The 24,670-nt window shown below is 40.0% G+C and carries 25 protein-coding genes, 1 pseudogene and 1 riboswitch; of the genes and pseudogenes, 5 read left to right on the top strand and 21 right to left on the bottom strand.

Annotated elements, in window-relative coordinates; all coding sequences use genetic code 11:
- Positions 1-24: 24 nt before the first annotated feature.
- The 3 genes from F606_RS0109970 to F606_RS0109960 all read right to left on the bottom strand — a co-directional run bounded on the left by F606_RS0109970 (position 25) and on the right by F606_RS0109960 (position 2,803).
- On the bottom strand, positions 25-984 hold the full coding sequence (locus F606_RS0109970) for a YybS family protein (RefSeq protein ID WP_019553746.1): 960 nt from the start codon (positions 982-984) through the stop codon (positions 25-27).
- 563 nt (positions 985-1,547) lie between these two features.
- A complete protein-coding gene (locus F606_RS0109965) occupies positions 1,548-1,994 on the bottom strand; it encodes a hypothetical protein (protein ID WP_019553745.1) in 447 nt (148 codons plus the stop codon).
- Complete coding sequence (locus F606_RS0109960) at positions 1,991-2,803, bottom strand: DUF3100 domain-containing protein (protein ID WP_019553744.1); 813 nt, start codon at positions 2,801-2,803, stop codon at positions 1,991-1,993. The genes F606_RS0109965 and F606_RS0109960 overlap by 4 nt, the downstream gene beginning before the upstream one ends.
- A gap of 254 nt (positions 2,804-3,057) precedes the next feature.
- Here F606_RS0109960 and F606_RS0109955 point away from each other — a divergent pair, with 254 nt between their 5' ends.
- The gene (locus F606_RS0109955) at positions 3,058-4,365 is read left to right on the top strand and encodes an amidohydrolase (protein ID WP_019553743.1); all 1,308 of its coding nucleotides are present in this window, start codon (positions 3,058-3,060) and stop codon (positions 4,363-4,365) included.
- A gap of 146 nt (positions 4,366-4,511) precedes the next feature.
- Here F606_RS0109955 and rpsR read toward each other — a convergent pair whose 3' ends face one another.
- The 6 genes from rpsR to ychF all read right to left on the bottom strand — a co-directional run bounded on the left by rpsR (position 4,512) and on the right by ychF (position 8,672).
- Positions 4,512-4,742: a 30S ribosomal protein S18 gene (gene rpsR / locus F606_RS0109950; protein WP_019553742.1), complete on the bottom strand. Its 231-nt coding sequence runs from the start codon at positions 4,740-4,742 to the stop codon at positions 4,512-4,514.
- 14 nt (positions 4,743-4,756) lie between these two features.
- Positions 4,757-5,173, bottom strand: coding sequence for a single-stranded DNA-binding protein (locus F606_RS0109945; protein WP_019553741.1), 417 nt, complete (start codon positions 5,171-5,173; stop codon positions 4,757-4,759).
- 25 nt (positions 5,174-5,198) lie between these two features.
- Positions 5,199-5,483 carry a 30S ribosomal protein S6 gene (gene rpsF / locus F606_RS0109940; protein WP_019553740.1) on the bottom strand — a complete coding sequence of 95 codons (285 nt, stop codon included), beginning with the start codon at positions 5,481-5,483 and terminating at the stop codon, positions 5,199-5,201.
- Positions 5,484-5,627: 144 nt separating this feature from the next.
- On the bottom strand, positions 5,628-6,971 hold the full coding sequence (locus tag F606_RS0109935) for an MFS transporter (protein WP_019553739.1): 1,344 nt from the start codon (positions 6,969-6,971) through the stop codon (positions 5,628-5,630).
- A gap of 71 nt (positions 6,972-7,042) precedes the next feature.
- Positions 7,043-7,489 (bottom strand): DoxX family protein, encoded by a 447-nt coding sequence (locus tag F606_RS0109930; RefSeq protein WP_019553738.1) that lies wholly within the window; start codon positions 7,487-7,489, stop codon positions 7,043-7,045.
- Positions 7,490-7,565: 76 nt separating this feature from the next.
- Positions 7,566-8,672: a redox-regulated ATPase YchF gene (gene ychF / locus F606_RS0109925; protein ID WP_019553737.1), complete on the bottom strand. Its 1,107-nt coding sequence runs from the start codon at positions 8,670-8,672 to the stop codon at positions 7,566-7,568.
- A 386-nt stretch (positions 8,673-9,058) separates the two neighbouring features.
- On the opposite strand from ychF, the gene F606_RS0109920 reads away from it, so the two are divergent.
- A complete protein-coding gene (locus F606_RS0109920; RefSeq protein ID WP_019553736.1) occupies positions 9,059-10,186 on the top strand; it encodes a M20/M25/M40 family metallo-hydrolase in 1,128 nt (375 codons plus the stop codon).
- 318 nt (positions 10,187-10,504) lie between these two features.
- A complete protein-coding gene (locus tag F606_RS0109915) occupies positions 10,505-11,194 on the top strand; it encodes a response regulator transcription factor (RefSeq protein WP_019553735.1) in 690 nt (229 codons plus the stop codon).
- A gap of 94 nt (positions 11,195-11,288) precedes the next feature.
- Here F606_RS0109915 and F606_RS23675 read toward each other — a convergent pair whose 3' ends face one another.
- Entirely contained in the window at positions 11,289-11,459 is a 171-nt protein-coding gene (locus tag F606_RS23675) for a hypothetical protein (protein WP_245542112.1), read from the bottom strand.
- Between F606_RS23675 and F606_RS23665 the strand changes: the two genes are divergently transcribed.
- On the top strand, positions 11,425-12,336 hold the full coding sequence (locus F606_RS23665) for a HAMP domain-containing sensor histidine kinase (RefSeq protein ID WP_281166765.1): 912 nt from the start codon (positions 11,425-11,427) through the stop codon (positions 12,334-12,336). The genes F606_RS23675 and F606_RS23665 overlap by 35 nt on opposite strands.
- A 48-nt stretch (positions 12,337-12,384) precedes the next feature.
- Here F606_RS23665 and pflA read toward each other — a convergent pair whose 3' ends face one another.
- The 3 genes from pflA to F606_RS0109895 all read right to left on the bottom strand — a co-directional run bounded on the left by pflA (position 12,385) and on the right by F606_RS0109895 (position 16,220).
- The gene (gene pflA, locus F606_RS0109905; protein WP_245542109.1) at positions 12,385-13,122 is read right to left on the bottom strand and encodes a pyruvate formate-lyase-activating protein; all 738 of its coding nucleotides are present in this window, start codon (positions 13,120-13,122) and stop codon (positions 12,385-12,387) included.
- A 9-nt stretch (positions 13,123-13,131) separates the two neighbouring features.
- Positions 13,132-15,360 carry a formate C-acetyltransferase gene (gene pflB, locus F606_RS0109900; RefSeq protein WP_019553732.1) on the bottom strand — a complete coding sequence of 743 codons (2,229 nt, stop codon included), beginning with the start codon at positions 15,358-15,360 and terminating at the stop codon, positions 13,132-13,134.
- Positions 15,361-15,641: 281 nt separating this feature from the next.
- Positions 15,642-15,721, bottom strand: a riboswitch (ZMP/ZTP riboswitch).
- A 253-nt stretch (positions 15,722-15,974) separates the two neighbouring features.
- On the bottom strand, positions 15,975-16,220 hold the full coding sequence (locus F606_RS0109895; protein ID WP_019553731.1) for a DUF951 domain-containing protein: 246 nt from the start codon (positions 16,218-16,220) through the stop codon (positions 15,975-15,977).
- A gap of 193 nt (positions 16,221-16,413) precedes the next feature.
- On the opposite strand from F606_RS0109895, the gene F606_RS0109890 reads away from it, so the two are divergent.
- Positions 16,414-17,196, top strand: coding sequence for a carbon-nitrogen family hydrolase (locus tag F606_RS0109890; protein ID WP_019553730.1), 783 nt, complete (start codon positions 16,414-16,416; stop codon positions 17,194-17,196).
- 73 nt (positions 17,197-17,269) lie between these two features.
- Here the strand turns inward: F606_RS0109890 and F606_RS0109885 are convergent, their stop codons facing one another.
- The 8 genes and pseudogenes from F606_RS0109885 to F606_RS23660 form a co-directional block, all read right to left on the bottom strand.
- Positions 17,270-18,172, bottom strand: coding sequence for a cation diffusion facilitator family transporter (locus F606_RS0109885; RefSeq protein WP_019553729.1), 903 nt, complete (start codon positions 18,170-18,172; stop codon positions 17,270-17,272).
- Between the two features lie 276 nt (positions 18,173-18,448).
- Positions 18,449-19,093 carry a CBS domain-containing protein gene (locus F606_RS0109880; RefSeq protein ID WP_019553728.1) on the bottom strand — a complete coding sequence of 215 codons (645 nt, stop codon included), beginning with the start codon at positions 19,091-19,093 and terminating at the stop codon, positions 18,449-18,451.
- A gap of 120 nt (positions 19,094-19,213) precedes the next feature.
- Complete coding sequence (locus tag F606_RS0109875) at positions 19,214-19,918, bottom strand: ABC transporter ATP-binding protein (RefSeq protein ID WP_026329335.1); 705 nt, start codon at positions 19,916-19,918, stop codon at positions 19,214-19,216.
- A gap of 8 nt (positions 19,919-19,926) precedes the next feature.
- Positions 19,927-20,694 (bottom strand): ABC transporter ATP-binding protein, encoded by a 768-nt coding sequence (locus F606_RS0109870; RefSeq protein WP_019553726.1) that lies wholly within the window; start codon positions 20,692-20,694, stop codon positions 19,927-19,929.
- Positions 20,694-21,638, bottom strand: a complete 945-nt coding sequence (locus F606_RS0109865) for a branched-chain amino acid ABC transporter permease (protein ID WP_019553725.1) — start codon at positions 21,636-21,638, stop codon at positions 20,694-20,696. Before F606_RS0109865 ends, F606_RS0109870 begins: the two co-directional genes overlap by 1 nt.
- Before the next feature lie 9 nt (positions 21,639-21,647).
- The gene (locus F606_RS0109860; protein WP_019553724.1) at positions 21,648-22,544 is read right to left on the bottom strand and encodes a branched-chain amino acid ABC transporter permease; all 897 of its coding nucleotides are present in this window, start codon (positions 22,542-22,544) and stop codon (positions 21,648-21,650) included.
- A gap of 455 nt (positions 22,545-22,999) precedes the next feature.
- Positions 23,000-24,127 carry an ABC transporter substrate-binding protein gene (locus F606_RS0109850; protein WP_407635977.1) on the bottom strand — a complete coding sequence of 376 codons (1,128 nt, stop codon included), beginning with the start codon at positions 24,125-24,127 and terminating at the stop codon, positions 23,000-23,002.
- Positions 24,128-24,523: 396 nt separating this feature from the next.
- Positions 24,524-24,670, bottom strand: a pseudogene (locus tag F606_RS23660) (IS200/IS605 family transposase); the annotation flags it as partial.

Below are 24,670 nucleotides of genomic sequence, written 5' to 3'. Positions count from 1 at the left end.
CTCCCAGTTCACTATCTTTTCTTATCATTTTTTCATTGTAAAACGGCGCCGATAATCAAAAAGTATATCAAACAATCCTGTGAATCCCAAAATCTGAATAAACGCTCCATTTGTGAGGATAAGAATAATTATAATACCTCGCATGAGTTTTGACAATTGATAACGGTTCGCTGCATATTGCAAAAGAGCCAATCCCTGAATAAGCCCTAAAAAAGTTGCCAGCATATTTGCATTGATTGAGATCTGATACAAAACCGTCAGCTCACGCGTCCCGCCCCAGTACATACCCACAAGGGAAAATCCATACAAATAAACCAACACTCTAGGCAGGCGCCATTCTTCAAAGACAGGCAGTGTCGGTAAATCTTTATGACCCAGCCGACGCAAAACTTTCCCCGCTACGGCAAAATTAACATAAGCATCTAATGTGCCCATTAATATAACAATGAGTGGAAACAGCATTGTAACAAGCTGCAATCCTTTTGTGAAATCCGTATCCATTTGCGTTAGCTGCGTTTCGCTCATTCCAGCACCACGATAGATATCCAAAGACATCTCAAAAGCTTCTTTCAGCATATCAACCTGCATCGTTAGTGGATTGATATTCATTAAGAACATCACCATCAAAAGTACAGCTGATTTAGCAATAATAGAAACGCAGACACTACTAATTAATGCTTTTACTGCACTATATTTTTTGCGATAAGCAAATCCAAGCATCAATCCAACCGGTGCAAATGCTACAACCATGCGTATGGCTGTCATGGGTTCGATTAATAGAGCAATCAAAACACCCGATACAATTGATGCCATAATGCCCCAGCGAATTCCATGCCGCACACTTAATATAATAATCGGCAACGGCCAAATGATTGCCATGACGGTTCCCAAAACCGGTACATAGACACTAATCAATGCCATAACAACAGCAATTGCCGATAAAGCTCCACTTTCTGTCAGGGGCGCTAGTTTTTGATTCACCATTGGTTCACCTCTTTTTAAAAATTATTCGGACCCTGTTTTCCACATTATTCGAAATAAAATACAAATCGTTCTGCCGAACACACTTGAAAGAATCGACAGGTAATTTTACATTATTATTTTATTTGATATACATTAAAGATACCATAGATTGAGCAGAAACACAAAAATATTGAAAAGGAGAATCATTATAAAAATGAATTACTGCTAAAAAATGAAATTTCCGGTTGTTCACTTAGAATTGCGTTTATTTTTTCTCAGCATATACTCAATACCTCAATAAAAAAAAGAAGTCTTTTATGAATGATATTTTACTAAATACTTTATGTGTATCTCTAATGATTGATATTGGCTGCCTGTAAAAAAACGATGATTATGTAAAAAACAGTCAACCTAAGCGCATCATATGCTATTATGCTCAGCTTAATTATCATGACCGGGATTGTCTACTGGACGTAAAACAGAAAAAATAAGACTACGGCACCGGAAGCTGCTTGTAAAGCGAGAGCAACCAATGTGTCGTAGTCTTATTGTGATATTTTTTACCATTCAATGCTTGTTTTTTATCAGATAATACCTTCTAAATGAAGCATGATTTCAGCAATAAAAGTTGCACAGATAAATGTTCCTGTATAAACGGCCAAAGCGACCACAATGATACGCCATGACATTTTTTTGAACATGACAATATCTTTCCCGATCGTCAGGCCGGCATAAGACAATACCACGGTACAAATCGCCAGAAAATCAACTTTTGTAGTGTACTCTTTAACAAAGTCAGCAACAGGTGAAATTGGCGTTGAAGACAAAATAGCCAGAATTGATACCCAAAAAACCATGGGCAGCTTGCCTGGAATTATTTTTGCAAGCCATATCCCCAAAAGTGTAATAAAAACCAAAATACCACACCCGATTAAAGCATCCCAAACGGGTACGGCGTAGCCAACCATGCAGACAATAGCAGCAATCAAGCCCGCAACAAGAAAAGTCAATACTGTTTCACGCTGATTCATTGACTTGCACCACCTTTTTTCAAACGATTCGGACTTAAAATCGGACTCAGCCGTTTATATAAATAATTGGTAATCGGCAATGAAACAAACAAACAAAAATAAATGCCAACAATGGTCGTCAGTAAATTACTAGCTCCCGCATACATTAAGATCTGCTCTTTTTGTTCAGGAAATACCGTAGCAATCGCCCCTGTGGCTGCAGCCATCATACTGCCAGAACCAACGCCGGACCCCATCGCTAAAGCATAAGGATGAAAAATGTGCATTGCTGCTAAAAAGCCAGCAATCAGACCAATCCAAATTGCACCAAAAACAGTACCACAAATATAAATTGCCATGACCCCACGGCCTTCTGCTGAATCAAGACCATATTTTTCGGCAATGATTGCAATATTTGGTTCACGATCAATCGAAAAAGTTGCGCCGACTGATTCCCTGCCCAAACCTAGAGCAATTGCAATTGGTAGCCCTAAAACAACCGTCCCGAGAAAATGTCCCAATTCTTGTATTGATAAAGCAAACCCGGCTTCAGCGACTTTATTTAGCGAAGGCCCAATAATGACGCCTAATTTTGTGACCAAAATCAAAGTCAACAGACTAAGTACCGATGTGGCGTGTTTCATTTCGCCAGCTTTTATCATTTTCAACTTTGGCCAACTAATAATGCCACCTAAAATCATTGCGTAGAGCATTGGTAAAAATAGCAGAACGCCTGGTCCAACTGGTATTTTTTTGACTCCAATTAATTCTGAAATAATTGCCAAAATAAGTGCTATGATATGAATTTTCCAGTTTTTTAATACATCCAAAGTAAATCTCTCCTTCATTGTTATGCTTTTTAAGCATAAGAAAAACCTTCGTAATGTTGTATACGAAGGCCCCATTGCCAAACATAAACGATTTTATTAATTTATACAGCTAGCATAAATTGATAATACTTGTTATTATATTGAATAATAGGATGTATGTCAATTTATAAATCGATTTTATGAGTTTTTACTCAAAGGACAACTGTCTTTTACGATAGACAAACACTCTAAACTAAAAACAAGGAGTTGTTATTTTGCAAGATTTATTAAAGCAAAAAGTCTGTGAGGCTATTTATGCCCACAAAGAAGAAATTATCACGTTAGCAAACTCAATTGCTAACGAACCAGAACTTGGTTTTAAAGAAATAAAAACCTCCCAAAAAATCACCGACCTATTCGAAAAATATGAAATTCCTTATACACGTGGTCATGCGATAACGGGCGTCAAAGCGCGACTGCAAGGAAAATCCAGTAAACGAAAAATTGCCATATTAGGTGAAATGGATGCGATTATCTGCCATGACCATCCACTGTCCAATATGGAAACCGGGGCCGCACATGCCTGCGGTCATAACGTACAAATGGCAATATTAGCGGCATGTGCGATCGGTTTAAAGACGTCTGGTGTAATGCAAGCGCTCGACGGCGATGTAATCCCGTTTGCCGTACCAGCCGAAGAATACGTGGAAATCGAATATCGCAACCGTCTAAAAGAGCAAGGAAAACTAAAGTATTTTGGCGGAAAATCCGAACTGATTCGCTGCGGCGATTTTGATGATATCGATATGGCGATGATGATGCATGTTTCGATGCAGGGCGAAGAAAAACGACGCATCGATGTTGGTGGCACAAGCAATGGTTTTATCGGCAAAATGATTCGCTTCAAAGGTAAAGAAGCACATGCTGGCAGTGCCCCACACGAAGGAATTAATGCCTTAAATGCCGCTTTAATTGCGCTTACTGCCGTAAATGCACAACGCGAAACCTTTCGCGATGAAGATTGTGTCCGATTTCATCCAATCATCACCAAAGGTGGTGATTTAGTCAATGTAGTCCCAGCAGAAGTCTGCATGGAAAGTTATGTACGAGCCAAAACAGTCAAAGCGATGATGGATGCAAATCAAAAAGTCAATCGCGCCTTAAAAGGTGGTGCAATGGCCATCGGTGCCGAAGTTGAAATCAATGATATGCCCGGTTTTTTACCGATGATCAATAATTTGACACTAACGACCATCTATGAAAAAAATGTATTGGAACTTTTAGGCGAAGACTCGATTGAGCACCTCGGACACAGCTCAGGCAGCACAGATATGGGTGATCTGTCACATATTATGCCTGTCATTCATCCGTGGTTTGGTGGCGGCACCAAAGGTACCGTACATACACGTGAGTTCGCAGTAACCGATGACGAGATGGCTTACTTGCTTCCCGCCATCACTATGGTAGCAACCATAATTGATTTATTAACGAATCAAGCCGAACAAGCCGAAGAAATTCTGCAGGATTATCAACCAGAAATGACAAAAGAAGCTTATTTGCAGTTTATGGAATCCATTCATTAAGACAAAATGGAGTTATCTCTTGATTGAGATAACTCCATTTTCTTGCATTTACACAAGTTATCCACAAAATCCTGTGGATTTCCTGTGCATAACTTGTGTAAATTTATGTTTTTCTTAAAAAAAAAGAGCCCTAAGGCTCTTCTATCTTATTCAGCAGTGAACGGCAGTAAAGCAATATTACGTGCGCGTTTGATTGCTACAGTTACTTGACGTTGATGTTTTGCACAGTTACCTGAAATACGGCGCGGCAAAATCTTCCCACGTTCCGTAACATAACGGCGTAATTTAGCAACATCTTTATAATCGATAGATTCTACTTTATCAACGCAGAAACTACAAACTTTTCTTTTTGGTTTTCTTCCTCTTTCACGTCTCATCGAACATACCTCCCTTAAAATGGTATTTCTTCGTCAGGGAAGACTTGTGATCCAAAGGAATCTGCACCGCCCGTTGCAGGTGCTGCACCAGCCTGATCTTCCGGTCCTCTAGTAGGTTTGCCACCCATGAATTCAATCTCTTGGGCTACTATTTCTGTCACATAACGCTTCGATCCGTCCTGTGCATCATAGTTTCGAACCTGCAGCCGACCTTCTACTAAGACCTGACTTCCTTTAATCAAATTATTTCCACAAATTTCGGCCAGTTTTTCCCATGCAACAACAGGAATGAAATCAGCTGTATTTTGCTGATCGCTTCTACTGAAGCGGCGATTCACTGCAACAGTAAACGAAGCAACCGCTTTCCCACTTTGCGTATAACGCACTTCAGGGTCACGTGTAAGCCGACCAACTATAATTACCTTATTCATGGTAAGTTCCTCCCTGGCTTTATTATTATTCTTCTTCTTTAATGATCATATGTTTTAAAATCTCGTCAGTAATCTTCATTACACGATCAATTTCAGCAACGCATGCTGGATCACATGTAGCGTAGAATAAGCAATAGAAACCATCTGCATGGTCTTTAATTTCATATGCAAGATGTTTTTTGCCCCAACGATCTTCTTTGTCAACCGTACCACCATTGGCAGCAATCAAATTAGCGAATTTTTCAATTACAGCGTTTGTTGCTTCTTCTTCAATTGGTTTAACAATGAATATGACTTCGTACTTTCTCACGAAATCACCTCCCTCTCTGGACTAATGGCTCCTATATTTCAGGAGCAGGGAAGGCCCAAAATTGTATTTTGAAACCTAACTGTCTTATGACTAAATGATTATATCATTTATTGCCGCATGATGCAAGATAATTCACAAAGACTTTTATGTTCCTCGCGCTAAGGAGACAAAGACACCACACGCACAACAAAAAGCCTGAACGGCAAAAATCACGGTAAAACTGTGCAGCATCACTGTCGCAGAAACCCCCATCGTCTGCGGATAGAGTGACAATATAACCGTCACCACCGCCATACTGAGCGCCTGTCCACTCAGACGCATCACCGATAAAATCGAAGATGCCACCCCATAAATCGGTGGATCCACAGCCCCCATGACTGCATTGCTATTCGGTGAAGAAAAGAATGCAAAACCAATACCTATGAGAATCAAATTTAGACCAAGCAGCCAGATCGGTGTTTGCTGCGTCAAAAAAGTAAAAAAGAACAAACCCATCATTGTCAGAAACATCCCCGCCGAGGCTACGAAACGCGGCTGAATTCTATCTGACAAAGCACCCGCCCAGGGTGAAAAAATTGCCATCAAAAGTGGTTGGATTAACAAAATCAAACCAGCCGTTGAAGCATCAAACCCTCGCACAACCTGCAGATAAAGTGACAAAACAAAACCAATGGCAAACGTTGAACTATAGTGGATCATTGCTGCCAAATTTGACATAGCAAAAATTGTATTGCGAAACAAATACAGTTCAATAATAGGTTGTTGGCTTTTCGTCTGTTCATACACAAAAAGCACCAACAGTAAGACCCCACTCCCCAAAATACCAACCGCCCAAGGATTGACCGCATAGGCTGATAATCCATATAAAACAGCTATACTAGAAGTGCAATACAAAAAGCTGCCAAAAACATCAAGTTTTTCGCCTTTTACGCCATACCATTCTATTTTCACTTTTACGATTGCCACGAGGCTCACCAATAGTCCCACTGCTGTAAAAAAAAAGATAGCCCGCCAGCCTAGATACTGCGTAATCAAGCCACCAATCACCGGTCCAAACGATAGGCCCATATAGGTTGCTGCCGCTGAATAACCAATCACTTTACCACGATCCTGCGCCGTATGCCCCGAAATTAAAAGGGCCATACTCGTACTGAAAATCATCGCCAAGGACAGCCCTTGCAATAACCGAAAAACGATCAGCATTGGCAGCGATACAGAAAAACCGGCTAAGCAGGTCGTTACCAACAAGCAAATAAGCCCGCTTTGATAAATTTTTTTCCGGCCTATGCTGTCAGCCAGTTTTCCAAATGGAACCAAAACGGCAACAGATCCCAAAAGGTATGCGGTTACAACCCAACTGAGCATCGCCGGTGGGAAGACGAAAGTTTCCGCAATAGACGGAATCGCTATATTGATAGAACTGCCCATAAAAGGTCCCAAAAACGATGTTGTCAAAACAGTCAGAAAAATTAAATTTGCCTGTGACATGCTTTTACCCCCTGTTTCTCTTTAAAAGGGTCCTTTGTCATAAAAAATACTATTTTTATAGATGAATAACATTACCACTTATTGCGAATCCATTTCAATTTATAATCCAGACTGTATTTTCCCGGACCAATCGCAATCGCCGCAAAAAAAGAAAAACCATCTTCCAATGATTGAGATGCTTTCGCTAAACCTTTGTCACTCATCATCTGCGTACTGAAAGCAGTCATCATATTGGCAAATAAAAAAAAGCAGGCAAAGCGATAAAAAAATCCTAAGAAAAGAAACAGACCTCCGAAAAACTCAATAACACCAGACATAAAGCCAAAAAAAACTGGAAAAGCGGTAATGCCAAATACGGCCAAAGACTGCCCCAGCCCTGTCCAGACATCAACACCTCCTGTAATTTTGGGAAACCCATGCCACATAAACATGCAGCCAATCACGATACGGAAAAGCAGTACCGCCGCATCGATTCTTGCATTTAAAAATTCATTGATGTCTTGTAAAAAATATTTCATATCATGACCTCTTTTCAGTAAAATTAATATGTAAAAAACAACGCATGACCCTATTGCCATGCGTTATCTGTCTTACTTATACGTTGAATCTAAAATAAGTTACGTCTCCGTCTTGCATTACATACTCTTTTCCCTCAAGACGAACTTGACCTTTTTCCCGAGCCGCTGCATTACTGCCCGCAGCAATCAGATCATCATAGGATACGATTTCAGCTCGAATGAAACCACGTTCAATATCCGTATGGATTTTCCCGGCAGCCTGCGGAGCCTTTGTACCTTGTGTAATAGTCCACGCACGACATTCGTCAGGGCCGGACGTCATAAAGGTCAAAAGGCCAAGTAATTTAAAAGAAGCCTTGATCAATTTAGTCAAGCCAGATTCTTCAAGCCCCAGTTCTTCTAAAAACATCTTGGCATCATCGCCATCCAGTTCAGCAATTTCAGATTCAACTTTTGCCGAAATAACAACGACTTCTGCACCTTCTTCAGTAGCATATTGTTTTACTTTCTGCACATATTCATTCTCGGTTTCCGCCGTTACCACTTCATCTTCCGCAACATTAGCAATAAATAAAGTTGGTTTTAGCGTCAGCAAATGTAGTTCGCGAACCATCGTCACTTCTTCTTCCGTCATTTCAACACGACGAGCTGGTTGTGCTTCTTGTAAAACTTCTTTGATACGAAGAAGTACATTTTCTTCGACTTTCGCATCCTTATTGCCACTGCGAGCAATTTTGGCTAAACGGTCCAATCGTTTGTCCAGCGTTTCCAAATCAGCTAGGCACAATTCCGTATTGATGATTTCAATATCACGCAAGGGATCGATTGATCCTTCAACATGGGTAATATTGGAGTCGACAAAACAGCGCACAACCTGTGCTACAGCATCCACTTGGCGGATATGCGCCAAAAATTTATTTCCCAGCCCTTCACCCTGTGCAGCACCTTTTACAAGCCCTGCAATATCAACAAAACGAACCGATGCTGGTGTCGTTTTTTTTGAATTATACATTTCATGCAAAACCTGAAGTCTGACATCCGGTACATCAACAACGCCAATATTTGGTTCAATCGTACAGAAAGGATAATTCGCCGCTTCCGCCCCCGCTTTTGTAATCGCATTAAAAAGTGTACTTTTTCCTACATTTGGCAGCCCAACAATACCTACTTCTAAATTACTCAAAACATATTCCACCTTATTTTTAATATAGAGACAACTCACTTACATTTATCTTAAACAACCGCCACAAAAAACGGCATTGTAAAATGAACAGAAAACCTAAATTTTCTGTTCATATGTTCGAAATTTTCAATTAAACTATTTTTGTAGTCTTTTCTCATTTTAGATGATACAGACTTGAAATGCAATACCTTACAACATTTTGTTCCAGTATACAGAACACAAAAAAATGACCAGTGCAGGATTTCATAAGCCGTATAGAGAAGTGCTTATTTATTCCACTGTATAGGAAAACGGAAAATTTATAAATTTCTCTCACAAAAACCAATCGTATCCCTGTGAAGACGGCTTCACACAAAGCACACTGTGTATTTTTTAGGAGGCTTTTTATGATTCATCGAAAACGAGTATTAGCCGAATTTTTTGAGCTCGTACAAATTAAATGCTCTACACGCCAAGAAAGAGAAATTGGCAATCTACTCAGCAAACGCCTAACAGATTTAGGTGGTCAAGTGATTGAAGACAATGCCGGAGAAAAAATCAACGGCAGCTGTGGCAATCTAATTGCCACTTTTGAAGGAAATATGCCCGGACTCCCCACCATCATCTTCACTGCACACATGGATTGTGTTGAGCCGTGCAGCCCTGTGAAACCACAAATCATTGATGGCATCATCACTTCCGATGGAACGACCATTCTCGGTGCGGACGACAAGGCCGGCATCACCGCCATCTTAGAAGCCCTTCGGCTTATTAAAGAAGAAAACCTTCTTCACGGTAACATCCAAGTTCTTTTCACTGCAGCCGAAGAAGGCGGCGTATTGGGTGTAAAACATGTCAATCGCAATTTATTGCATGCTGATTTTGGTTATACATTAGATTCAAGCGGCCGTCCAGGAAAAATCATAACGGAAGCTCCTGGCAAAAATAAAATTTTTATTAAAATACATGGCAAAGCAGCACACGCTGGCATCTCCCCAGAAAATGGAATCAATGCCATCGTTACCGCCGGAAAAAGCCTCGCCAAGCTGCCGCAAGGACGAATTGATGCAGAGACGACCTGCAATGTTGGTACCATTCAAGGTGGACAGGCAACCAACATTGTAGCTGATCTTGTAGAAATCGTCTGTGAAGCACGCAGCCGAAATCAACTAAAACTGGATGAACTCACGACGCAAATATGCGATATTTTCAAAAACGAAACTGAGGCAGCCGGTGCAGCACTTGATATTGAGATTCAAAAAGATTATGGTCCCTATATCCTAGACAAAAACTCGCAAGGCATTTCCATTGCGGCAACCGCTGCCAACAAACTTGGACTGCAAGTTGAACTGACGACATCCGGTGGCGGCAGTGATGCAAACGTCTTAAATAAATATGGCATTCCCGCCATTGTGCTTGGTGTCGGCATGGAAAAAGCCCATACCACCAATGAATATATCATTGAAGAAGATTTATATTCATCTGCTGCCTGGGTACTGCAAATTATAAAAGACACAGCTCAGGTACGCGATTAAAAAATAAGCAGCGAGAGCAAATAGATGCTCTCGCTTTTTTATATAAAGCAAACGCCACAAAAACGTATATTGTCTTCAAAAGTTCTTCATAACATCTTCACATTATTTGCGTATTATGAAAGTAAGCTGTATATAATGCATTAAATAAATGACATCTAGCTAATCTGCCAGGAAGGGGGTATAAGGCATCTTTTGCTTCCTACGTAACCCCACTGAGCCCTTCCTGACGATTGCCATATAAAATATTTAATGCAACTTGTATATTATTCACTGAAAAAGCATTTTGACAGACTTCAAATTAAGAAAGGAATTTTCTTTATGCCTCCATATTCCGTCCTCATTGTCGACGATGATGATAAAATCGTCCAATTACTTAAAGCCTATTTCGAAAAAAACAATTTTCTTGTTCATACCAACAGTAATGGCTTAGATGCTATAAAATCTATTCAAGAAAAACATATTGATATCATGATCTTGGATTTGATGCTGCCTGGATTAGATGGCTGGGAAGTCTGTAAAAAAATCCGCCAGCAAAGTGACTTGCCAATCCTTATGCTGACAGCCCGTGATGAAGAAAGTGACCGACTTGTTGGTCTTGAACTCGGTGCGGATGACTATGTTACGAAACCATTCAGCCCCAAAGAAGTCGTTGCCCGTGCCAAGGCAATTCTCCGACGTACGTATCGTGAAACCGGCACACAGGAACAATGGATACAATCCGGTCCATTAAAAATTGATCTGGCACGTCATCTTGCGTTAAATAACGAACAAGCCCTAGAATTGACGCCAACTGAATTTAAACTACTAGAAATTCTTGTCCAAAATCCCGGAAAAGTTTTCAGCCGACTGCAATTAATCGAACAAATACAAGATTTTGCCTATGAAGGGTATGAACGAACCGTTGATGCACATATTAAAAACCTTCGTCATAAATTAGAAGAAGATAGTAAAAAGCCAAAATATATTGTAACCGTCTATGGCATTGGCTATAAGTTTGCAGGTGAATAAACATGTATAAAACCTATATATCTATTACGACTAAAATTGCGGGTTTAACATTTCTTCTAGTTTTAGCCACCATCGCTATTTTATGTTATATCGGTCACAGCCAGATCACGACTTTATTCCATGAATATCTACGCGTCAAAGGTGCTGCTCTGGCTAATGCTTCCATAGACTTCAGTACCATAAATGGTCCAGAACAAGATTTTCTTGATGGCTTTCGTGAATCATTTCGCATGGCCGCCATTGCGGTATCGTTAGTTGCAATCATTGCCGGATATGCTCTAGCGCGTACTATAACAGACCCACTGTGTAAGCTCAGTAAAGCAACGGAAAGAATCGCTAAAGGACACCTTTATCAAAATGTAAACGTTGAGACTAACGACGAAGTTGGGTGTTTAGCTGACAGTTTCAATCGCATGTCAAAGTCATTAGCTAAAAATGATAAAGTGAACAAGCAACTACAAGCAAATATTTCTCACGAGCTCAAAACACCACTTGCTATCATCCAAGGAAATCTTGAAGGAATGCTTGATGGTATCATTGAACCAAGTGATGAGCAACTGCGCTCCTTACATGAAGAAGCGGTTCATCTCAACCACCTAATCAAGGAACTGCATGATTTGTCACTGGCGGAAGTCTATCAGCTTCATTTACAAAAAGTTTCTTGCAATATCAATCAAATTATTGGACGCAGCCTGCGTGTTTTGAAACCACTTAGCGATAAAAAATCCATTGATCTACATGCCGATTTCGCAAAAAATATTCCTAATCTGGAACTCGACATTGAACGAATCCATCAGGTTTTTTATAATATTCTATTAAACGGAATTCGTTATTCTCCTATTGGCAGCCAAGTCCAAGTGAAAACACAGCGGCGCACGATGGCTGGACAACGCTGGGTTTGCATTTCCATCAAAGATAATGGACCTGGTATCAATCCCGAAGATCTGCCACATATATTTGATCACTTTTATCGCGGTGAAAAATCACGTGATCGCAAAAGCGGCGGCTCCGGACTTGGTCTTGCCGTAGCAAAACATATGGCTGAAAACCACGGCGGTGATATCTATGTGACCAGCTCCCTTGGTGTCGGAACAACATTTGAAGTACTACTGCCGCTTGAAACGATCCATGCCACTACCTAAAATGCAAAAGGTGCAGTCTAGAATAAAATTTCCTGACTGCACCTTTTTTTATTTTGGATATTGGAGTGGTATATTTGCCGTCAGCAGCATATCTGAAACCCGTTTTACATCAGTAGAGGTCGCCGCTGGAACACCTTCCAGCTTATAGGCCATACCTAATTCATTCCATTTATAAGCGCCCATAAAATGGTAGGGCAATACATCTACTTTTAGCTGTACACTCTTAATAGAATGCAGCAATTCGATAAGCTTCTTTATTGATTCTGCATCATCGGTAACCTGAGGGATAACAACATAGCGCACGGTTACCGGTTTACGTTCGGCAATATAACACAGATTGCGGATTATAGCCTCATTAGAATCAGCCAGAGTAAGCTTTCGATGCAATTTCTGATCAATCGCTTTCAGTGAAAACAGAACATGGTCTGTATAAGGTAAAACTTGCAAAAGTGCTTCCGTTTTACAAAATCCAGCCGTGTCCAAGGTTGTATGGATACCATCTTTCTGACAGGCGGCAAAAAGGTCTGCTACAAAGTTCGGCTGCAAAAGCGGTTCTCCACCACTAGCCGTAAAGCCTCCACCGGAAGCATCATAAAAATTCCGATACTGATTTATATCCTTGAGTGTCGCCTCGACCGTTATTGATCGTTCACCCTTGGTCCAAGTATCAGGATTGTGACAAAACGCGCAGCCGAGCCCACACCCTGCCAGAAAAAGCACATAACGAATACCCTCTCCGTCCACTGTACCAAACGTTTCTTTCGAGTGATAATAGCCAATCATCATACCACCCGCTTATACAGCTTCATAAAAAGTACGGCTAATGACTTCCAACTGATGAGCCTGACTCAATTTGACAAAATGCACGGCATAACCCGATACGCGGATTGTCAGTTGTGGATATTTTTCTGGTTCTTTCATCGCTGCCACAAGCAGTTCCCGATCAAAAACATTGATATTAATATGATGCGCTCTGTATTTTGAATAACCATCCAATAGTGCTGACAGGTTATTGATTCGAGCCGTTTCTGTTTTTCCTAGCGCCCCCGGCACAATCGAAAATGTATATGAAATACCATCTCGACAATCATCGTATGAAATATTTGCCACCGATCGCATTGCCGCCAGTGCCCCATTGGTATCGCGACCATGCATTGGATTAGCACCTGGAGCCAGTGGTTCTCCTGCTTTTCGACCATCTGGTGTCGATCCTGTTTTTTTGCCGTACATGACATTCGATGTGATCGTCAATACCGATAAAGTATGCTTCGCCTGACGATATGCCGGATGTTTTCTAAGTTCCGTAATAAATTCATGGGTAATTTCTGTGGCCAGTGAATCAACACGTTCATCATTATTTCCGTATTTAGGAAAATCTCCCTCTACGACAAAATCAACAGCGACACCTGCCTCATTACGGATTGGTTTTACTTTTGCATAACGAATTGCACTCAAAGAATCAATGGCCACCGAAAGACCCGCTACACCAAAAGCCATCAGGCGTTCGATTTTACTATCATGCAACGCCATCTGCCCGGCTTCATACGCATGACGATCATGTGAGTAATGGATTACATTCATCGTATTCACATAAAGTCCAGCCAGCCAGGCTAAAACTTCCGAATAATTTTTGCGAACAACTTCATAATCCAGATATTCCCCTTCTGGAATTGGCATTACTGGTGCGAGCTGTTTATCTGTCTTTTCATCCTTCCCTCCATTGATGGAAAGCAACAAAGATTTAGCCAAATTCGCCCGAGCGCCAAAAAACTGCATCATTTTCCCGAGTTTCATTGCAGATACACAGCAAGTAATACCATAATCATCACCATAGACATCACGCATCACTTCATCGTTTTCATATTGGATGGCACTGGTCTTTACTGAAACTTTTGCCGCAAATTTCTTGAAGTTTTCCGGTAAGCGATCTGACCAGAGAACCGTTAAATTTGGTTCAGGTGCCGGACCAAGATTATATAGGGTATGAAGCATTCGATAAGAATTTTTCGTTACTAAAGAACGTCCATCCTGTCCGATGCCGCCGATTGATTCGGTAACCCATAATGGATCACCAGCAAAAAGTTCATTGTACTCTGGTGTCCGGAGCATGCGCGCTAACCGAAGCTTAATCACAAACTGATCGATAATTTCTTGAGCCCCAGCTTCCGTAAGAATACCCGCCGCTAAATCACGAGTAATATAAATATCTAAAAAGGTCGAAGTCCTGCCAATTGACATCGCTGCACCATTTTGTTCTTTAATGGCCGCCAAATAACCAAAATAAATCCACTGCACCGCTTCTGTCGCATTTTTAGCTGGCAGAGAGAGATCAAATCCATAGGACTTACCAAGTTCAATCAAGTCTTTTAACGCTTTAATCTGCTGTGAAATTTCATCACGAGTTCGCATCGTTTCTTCTAACATAGGTGAAACAAAAACCTCGTCTTTGTCTTTTTGTTTCTGTGCAATCAGATAATTTACACCATAGAGAGCAACGCGGCGATAATCACCGATGATGCGACCACGTCCATAGGCATCGGGAAGTCCTGTCAGCAGACCCAACGAGCGCGCGCGGCGCATTTCTGGTGTATAGAGGCCAAAAACTGCCTGGTTATGCGTTGTAACATGATTGGTATAGATGTTTTCAATTTCCTTATCTAGTTTATATCCATATTCTTCACAAGCTTGTTCGGCCATACGTAGACCACCATTAACAATAAGACCTCGTTTAAGGGGTGCTTCCGTCTGAAGACCAAAAATGACTTCATTTTCTCGATTGATGTATCCTGGTTTATGTGAAACGACGGTCGAAACCACTGCCGTATCGACATCAAGAACACCACCTTTTTTATTTTCTGCCGCTAAAAGTTCAGTACATGTATCCCAAACTTTTTTTGTCTTATCCGTTGGTCCGGTCAGAAAGTTATCATCGCCATCATAAGGCAAATAATTTGTCTGTATAAAATCTCGTACATCAATTTCGCTCTGCCATTTTCCTTTGTTAAAACCATCCCAAACATTCATGAACCATACCTCCACTATTTATATGTTACGTTATATTTTTTATGAAATAAATATTCGTCTCACTTGCTGCAGCATGAAAGCTTTGCTCATTATATTCCTATTTCACAAACTATGTCAATATATCACGTGCTGGTTTTAAGACTTACTACTAACTATTTCAAATATTTATTTAAAATCTCATATTTAAAAAGGATATACATTTAGCACCTAATCTTAATTATTGCGCAAATAATCCAGGTTATTTTAGGTCTAAAAATAGACAAAGACCGCCTAGGCAAGGTCAATCTCGCCCAGGCGGTCGGCAATTCACAATACAGTTCCTCGTGGTAATCCACATTTTCCGCCAGTCCTGTATCGGCTAAAATTTATCTCATGAGGTTATTATAGTTTATGCAAATAAGCGTGTCAATAAAAACAGATTACGATTTCCGCTTCTATTATAGTTAAAAATTATCGAAACTTTTAATGGCTATTATGGTATTAAACAACAAGTAAGGCAAAAAATATATATCAAACTTTTTTATAAATAAAAGCTATCTTGCCATAAAAAAATAATCATTTAATGTAAATTCAAAAACAAAACGAATGCCTCTTTTCACAAGAAATTATGTATTTCAATAGCCTAATGGATCAGGTTTAAAAGGTTCTGTATTCTTTTCCACAATCAATTTGACTGCCTTCTCAAATTTCGGACGCGGTATCATTACAAACCGACCACACCCTTTACATTTCAAGCCAAAATCAATACCAGTCCGCGTTATTTCCCATAAATCGCTGCCACATGGATGCTGCTTTTTCATCTTTACCACATCACCAATATCATATTGTATTCTTTCCATAGAATCTTCACCAGCTTCCATTGATATTTCTATTCTTATTTTATACAAAAACACAAGAGAATAAAAGCTTTTTCAGTAATTTGTAAATAAACTTCTGTTTAAATTTACTTGCTTTTTCTATGCTATGGATTCAAAATAGAAGCAATGGCTTTTTTGCTTCGTAAGCTATAAATTTCAGGTTTTTCTTTAACAGTAAATGAGGTGTAATTATTTCATGAAAGTATCTTTACTACAAATGCACATCAAATTTGGTGATTTTGCCGAAAATAAAAGGACTATTGTTAGGCTGCTAGAAGAAACCATGCTTAAAAATCCAGATATAATCGTGCTTCCCGAAATGTGGAACGTCGGATTTTATCCGAAACCAGTTGGAGAATATGCAGACCCAGATGGAACTGACACTAGAAAGTTTTTGAGTAAACTCGCCAAAGATCATCAGGTCAACATCGTCGGCGGCTCCATTGCCAATCGCATCGGAGAAAGAGTCTACAATACAAGTTATGTCTTTAATCGCGATGGTGAACTTGTGTCTACCTATCATAAAACACATTTATTTTCACCCGCTCAGGAAGATATCATCTTTACACCCGGAGAGCATTTCAATACCTATGTTCTTGATGGTGTAAAATGCGCTACGATTATTTGTTACGATCTACGATTTTGTGAACTCGTACGACTTTTAGCCTTAGAAAAAATATCCGTTTTATTTATTCCAGCAGCTTGGCCGATTGAACGATTAATGCACTGGAAAACCTTAACTCGGGCCAGAGCGATTGAAAATCAAATTTTTGTTGTAGCCGCAAATGGCTCGGGGACCTTAGACATGTTGCAGCTCGGCGGAAATTCGCTGATCATCGATCCCTGGGGCGAAATTCTCGCCAGGGCAGATGAAGATGAACAAACTCTCCATGCCAACCTAAAACTGGCTATTTTACAAGATATTCGCAGTTCGATGAATATCTTTCAAGATCGCAAACCAAAATTATATGAACAATAAAAAAACGGGGGACTGTCTCGATTTAAATCGTGATAGTCCCCGTTTTTCATTTTATGCTGCATTTAATTTTCTTTCATGATAAAAGTTTTGGTTCTGCATGATGATCGGATGGTTCTGCATGAATCAGTACATCAAAAGATCCTAACGCCGTTTTAATTTCGCTCTCAAGTTCATCACAAATTTGATGCACTTGTTCTAAAGACATATCTTTCTCAAAAATAAGGTGTACATCAAGCAAACAATACGATCCAGAACGTCTTGTCCGCAAGCGATGAAACCCCATAACGTTATCATGCCGACTGAATATTTCACCGATTATCCTTTCTTCTTCTTCAGGCAGGCTTGTATCTGTAAGCTCTTTTGCACTTTCGATTACCATTTCATACCCTGTTTTAAAGATAATAATCGCCACAAAAATAGCAATCAAGGGATCTAGCCAGAGCCACCCTGTAATTTTTATTCCCACCAATCCTGCAAGAACACCCACCGATGTCCATATATCCGCGCGAAGATGTAAGCCATCTGCCTCAAGTGCTTGTGACTTAGTCTTTTTAGCCACAACCATCAGCCTAGCAGAAACAAAATAATTCACTACAATTGAAATGAGCATAATCAAAATACCATATTCCAAAAATTCAGGTTCAGCAATATTATTAAATTTTTGTATCGATTCATAAACAATTGCAATTGCGGCAAAGACAATCAACAGTGCTTCGATCGCAGACGATAAATTTTCAAATTTACCATGTCCATAATCATGTCCCATATCTGGCGGCTCAACGGCCTTTCTTACGGCAAAAAAAGCGATGATTGCCGCAATAAGATCCACACCGGAATGCATAGCCTCCGAAACAAGGCTTACTGCCCCCACATACATACCAACAATTAATTTCAAAACGACCAGCAGTGTATTTGATAAAATAGATAACCAAGCAGTTCGTTGTTTTAATGCATTATTTTGCTGTTCTTCTGTCATTATACTTCCTCCTAAAAATGGCTCAAAATAGTTTAATAATCCAAACAAATCCGCACAGACCATCCTTATTTTCTCAATTAGGGTATAAAAAAGCCTGTGAGACCCATTTACATGGTCCCACAGGCTTTAACTCTGCTGCAATACGCCCGGCCATCTCAGTTTACACTGATTGGCTTGATCCTACATCTTATCTTACCATAATTTTTTAATTTCTGTAAAGTATTTTCAATAAAAATTTTTAATTGATAATTACTTTCGTTATTATTCTCATTTATATTATCCGATTTTCACAAAATGCTCAACGATATAGGCCTTGGCAGCAAGTTTTTCTTTAATCAATTCAATATTATCAAAATCACCGCGAACAACAATTTCATATTCACCGGTATTTTTTTTACAGGTAACTAAACTATCCAAGTTCAAGCCCATTTCAAAAAACACTTCAGCTATTTCTTTAACTGCACCAATTTTATCTTTCACGGCAATCGTCAGCCTCGTTTTCCCTTCAGGCAAACCCATAACATCCACAAACGTTTTAAAAATATCTGTTTCCGTTATGACACCAACCACCGCACCAACGCTGCTTACAACTGGCATCCCACCAATTTTATGCTTATACATAAGAAGTGCCGCCTCTTCAATTGTCGCATCAACAGGCACTGCAATAACTTCTTTTTGCATGATTTCCTTAACCGTCATCTTAGCTAAAAGCGAATTAATTTCATATTTAGCCAACGTTGTCGCTGGTGATGGAGCCACTTTCATAATATCGCGGTCACTTAAAAAGCCAACCAATGTACCGCCTTCAATAACAGGCAAACGGCGAAATCCATGTTTTTTCATCAATGCAGACGCTTCGTCTACTTTTGTTTCCGGTTCGACCGTAATCGGATTTTTGGTCATTCTATTCGCTACAAACACATAAAACAACTCCTCTCGCAATACTTGCTTATACTGAGTAATGTTCGATATTTCTTAGCATCTTCCTTTAAAAAATAAGCAAACAGCAAAAGCGGTTAGACAATTGCTGTTTGTTTATGATCAACCGCCAAGATAAGCTTTGCGAACCGCTTCACTGGCCGCTAGATCTTTTGCTGCTCCGGCTAAGGTGATACGTCCTGTTTCCAGAACATAAGCCCGATTGGCAATCGAAAGGGCCATATTGGCATTTTGTTCCACAAGCAAAATCGTTGTACCTGTTTTATTAATATCTTGAATAATTGAAAAAATTTCTTTTATCAACAGAGGTGCCAAGCCCATGGATGGTTCATCCAAAAGTAAAAGCCGCGGACGACTCATCAAGGCCCGTCCCATAGCCAGCATTTGCTGCTCCCCGCCAGACAAAGTTCCCGCTTCTTGTGTTTTACGTTCTTCTAACCTTGGAAAACGAGCAAATACCATTTTCAGATCTTCCTGAATCACTGCTTTATCACTGCGCACATATGCCCCTAAATCAAGATTTTCCATTACCGTCATATTCGCAAAAATACGGCGGCCTTCTGGAACTTGTGATATTCCTGATTTAACAATACGCTGGGCTGCAATACCAGCAATATTTTGGCCTTCAAACTCAATTTTACCGGTTTTAGGTTTCAAAAGACCCGAAATGGTCCGCAAAATTGTCGATTTACCCGCACCGTTTGCTCCAATCAGAGTTACAATTTCGCCTTCATTTACCTCCAGGCTGATGCCTTTTATCGCATGAATTGCCCCATAATATACATTGATATCTTCAACTTTAAGCATAGTTCCCATTATTCTACCTCGCTTCCAAGATAAGCTCTGATAACTTCAGGATTATTCTTGATATCGGCTGGCACCCCACTAGCAATGATACTACCATATTCCAGCACATAAATACGTTCGCAAATCCCCATAACCAGACTCATATCATGTTCAATAAGCAGAATTGTCAACCCGAATTCCTCGCGAATCCAGCGAATCATTGTCATCAATTCTTGTGTTTCCTGTGGATTCATTCCGGCTGCTGGTTCATCTAACAACAGCAATTTAGGCTGTGCGGCTAACGCCCGCGCAATTTCCAAACGACGCTGTGCACCATAGGGAAGATTCTTGGCTATTTCATCTTTTTTATCATCTAATTTGAAAATCTTCAGAAATTCAATCGCTTTTGCTTCGATCTCTGCTTCTTCTTTAAAATAACGCCCCACACGAAATACCGATTCAAACAAACCATACTGCACATGAAAATGATAGGCTATTTTTACATTATCCAAAACACTCAATTCCGAAAACAAACGAATATTTTGGAAAGTACGTGCTATACCGCGCTGCGTAATTTGATAAGGTTTCATTCCAAGCAGGCTCTTGTCATCAAAATCAATCGTGCCGGTTGTTGGCTGATAAACACCAGTCAACAAATTAAAAGCTGTTGTTTTTCCGGCACCATTTGGTCCGATGAGTCCCACAAGTTCACCCTTATTTACATACATATCAAAATTAGAAACGGCTTTTAACCCGCCAAACAGTTTAGAAACACCTTCGGCTTTCAGTAAACTCATTACTTACGACCTCCTTTAAAACGCTTAAATATCTTCAAATCGGTAAGTTCTATATTACCAAATAAACCTTGCGGACGATAGAACATTAATAAAATTAAAGCAAGCGAATAAATAATCATTCTAAATTCTGGCCAGCTGGCAAGTGCCGCTGAAATAAATGTCAAAATAACTGCACCGACAATAGAACCTGTAATGGAGCCAAGCCCTCCCATTACAACCATTGTAAGATAGTTAAACGATGCCATAAATGTAAACGACGCCGGATGAGCAATGTAGAAATAATGCGCAAATAAGCCTCCTGCAACGCCCGCAAAAGCAGCACCGATTGTAAATGCCATCACTTTATATTTAGTCGTATCGACCCCCATGGCTTCGGCAGCGATTTCATTTTCACGAATCGCGATACAGGCCCGTCCATGTGATGAATTTACAAAGTTTTTAATAAAGAAAATACTGAACAATACGATAAAAAACGTCCACGCAAAGTTGGTATAGCGAGGAATCCCCATAAAACCAGATGCTCCACCAACATATGAAATGTTAAGGATGCAAATACGAATGATTTCACCAAGACCAAGTGTGGCAATGGCCAAATAATCGCCCTGCAAACGCAGCGTTGGCAACCCAATCAGGAAACCTAAAGTACCCGCACCAGCGGCACCACCAATTAGTCCCACGAGAAAAGGCATTTGAAACTTAACGGTCAAGATAGCACTTACATAAGCCCCCACTGCCATAAACCCAGCATGTCCGAGGGAAAACTGCCCCGTATACCCATTTATTAGATTGAGACTTACCGACATGATAATGTTAATCCCAATCAAAATGATATTAAGTTCCCAAAAAGAACCTATGATATTTTCTGTTAACAAAAGCTGTATGATCGCAAAGCCAACGATACTTAATGCTATAATCTTGATGTCTTTTATTCTTGATAAATTCATCTTTGCCACCTACACTTTCTCGCGGGTATTCTTACCGAATAGACCCGAAGGTTTAAATAATAAAACAAGGATCAAGATGGCAAAAGCCGCCGCATCGCGGAAAGTCGAAGAAAGAAAACCACTAACCAGCGATTCAATAACACCCAAAATGACCCCGCCAGCCATAGCCCCCGGTATAATCCCAATGCCGCCAAGCACTGCAGCAATAAAAGCTTTGAGTCCCGGCATAATCCCCATAAGTGGGTCAATTGAATTGTAATAAACCCCGACTAAAACGCCGCCGGCTGCCGCCAGTGCGGAACCAATACCAAACGTAATTGAAATAACACGATTGGCATCAATGCCCATAAGCTGTGCCGTTTCTGTATCAAAAGATACCGCACGCATGGCTTTGCCGATTTTTGTTTTTTGCACGATATACGTCAAAATCACCATTAAAATAGTCGTAATAACCAAGATCAAAATTTGCTGACTATTAACTACAAAGGGTCCCATATGATAAGTCACCGATTCCATGACATTGGGAAAAGTCCTTGGCTGCGGTGATACAAAAAACATACTCGTATATTCCAAAAATAAAGATACACCAATTGCCGTGATCAATACAGAAACTTTCGGTGCATGACGAAGTGGTCTATAAGCAAGCCGTTCGATAAGCATGCCCAAAAGCCCTGTAACCACCATAGAAATAATCAAAGCTGGCAATACCGGTAAATGCAGCATGGATGTGGCAAAAAAGCCAATGTAGGCTCCCACCATATAAATATCACCATGTGCAAAGTTAATCAGTTTAATAATACCATAGACCATCGTATAGCCCAATGCAATAAGTGCATAAATACTTCCTAGCGATACACCATTAATGAGCTGTTGAATCAACTGTTCGGAAAATGATGAAAAGTCCATTTTGTCTCCTCCATTCGTATTGTAATTCTGCGAAATCAAGCTTCGAACCTTGTTCAGCCTAAAAATAAACGAAAAACCTTCAGCCATCGTTGGCCAAAGGTTCAACTGTCCCCGTCCACGCCATTTTTAAAGGCTGCTCACCATTGAGCCGTAAAGCTTCAATTACCTGCAAATTCATACTATCAACTTACACTATCTAACATTATAGTGTTACATTGTATACCTGTCAATAACATGGAATATATTTTTCTTTTTTAGCAGAACACCTGTCGTTTTGCATGGTACTTTTGTTGCAAAATATCCATTTAATCCCTTTTTGTTTTATTCATTAAAATTTATTTGTCCATTTCAGAAGTACATCTTGCTAAAAGAGATCGAAAAAAAGAAAGAGACGGCTTAAGATTTTCTAAAGAACACTTTTGTCCAATCTCAAACGAGTCTCTTTCAGTATGGTCTTATTCTGGTTTTACTTTTTCTTTAAAAGTCTGCTTGCCGTTTTTAAATTCAATGACAACCGCATCTTTTATGGCATCATGCTTTTCATCCAAAGTAATCATGCCCGATACACCAGCAAAATCTTTTGTTTTAGCCATTTCATCCTTTATTTTCACTGTATCAACCGAACCAGCTCTTTCGATTGCTTTGATAATCATCATCGTTGCATCATAGGAAAGAACAGCAAAAGAATCCGGAACCTGTCCGTATTCCGCTTTATAGGTTGCAACAAAATCTTGGATAGCCGGACTTTGATCATCGGGAGAATAATGATTTGCAAAAAATGTATTATTTAGCGCATCAGTGCCAGCAATTTCCGGTAATTTTTCACTATCCCAGCCATCACCACCCAAAATAGCAGCGTTAATGCCAATTTCACGAGCTTGTTTTATAATCATACCAACTTCTTGATAATACCCTGGAACGAATAAAATATCAGGATTGCTGGATTTAATCTTAGTCAATGTTGACTTAAAATCTGTATCCTTAGCCAAATACGCTTCTTCTGACACAATCTGACCACCATTTTTAATGAAAGTTTCTTTAAAGAATTGTCCGAGCCCTTTTGCATAGTCACTAGATGTATCAATATAAATTGCCGCGGTCTTTCCCTTAAGTGATTTGGAAGCAAAATTTGCCATAACCGCTCCTTGGAAAGGATCAATAAACGATGCTCTAAATAAATAATCACGAACCTTTCCAGTGTCTGGATCAACCGTCACTTTTGGATTTGATGCGGTTGGACTGATTGCCAATACTTTACCATCATTGTTGACCTGTGCTCCAGCCATAACACTCGACGACGCAATCGGGGCAATAATTGCTGCCACTTTATCCTGTGAAATTAATTTCTGCATCGAGTTTGCTGCTTCGGCGGCTTCACTCTTATTGTCAGCGACTACAAGTTCAAGTTTTTTGCCAAGGACCCCGCCTTTTTCATTCGCTTGCTTAATGGCAAGTTTCGCTCCATTCGTAGCGGATTGACCAAAGGTCGCATTTGATCCGGTCATTTCAAGATTTGCCCCAATTTTGATTGTATCACTGCTTTGATCCCCACACCCAGTGGCAAAAACAGTAAACATACCCATTGCGGTTATTGCACAAATTAATTTTTTACTTTTCTGAAATATCATGATTTCCCTCCTGTTATGTATTTTTTGCAAAACTACCTCTATTGAGATTTGCTGCGTAGCACAGGAAACTATGTAAAGATGATACGCACTTGATTCAACATAGATAATTGTAAATTCGCACTTAACTATTGTCAATTACTTTTTTCTATTCCCATCAGTCTTATGTCCTCTTCAAAAATATATAATGTTTATTTTTGTACATATATATGGGATGCAGTCATGACCTCCGGTAAACCGGAGGCTTGCTCAAGCCCTGGAAGGGCATATTACTAACATAAGCCCCTCAAGGGGCGTCCGAATGGTCTAACCAACGTTTTACTTTTTCGGGCGACCCCTAAAGGGGCTTTTTATTTATGCCTTTTGCTTCTTGCTACCCGTAAACGGGTCCACAAACTCCTTTAAACTCATTTGTTCTGTTATTTGATCTTGTTCTAACTGATTCCTAATGTAGTTCTCTATCTGCTTTTTATTTCTTCCTACCGTATCCACAAAATAGCC

The organism is Propionispira raffinosivorans DSM 20765 (genome assembly GCF_000381065.1).
Classification (GTDB): Bacteria; Bacillota; Negativicutes; order Selenomonadales; family Selenomonadaceae; genus Propionispira; species Propionispira raffinosivorans.
The sequence above is the reverse complement of the archived record's forward strand: the minus strand, read 5'-3'. Positions and strand labels throughout refer to the sequence as shown.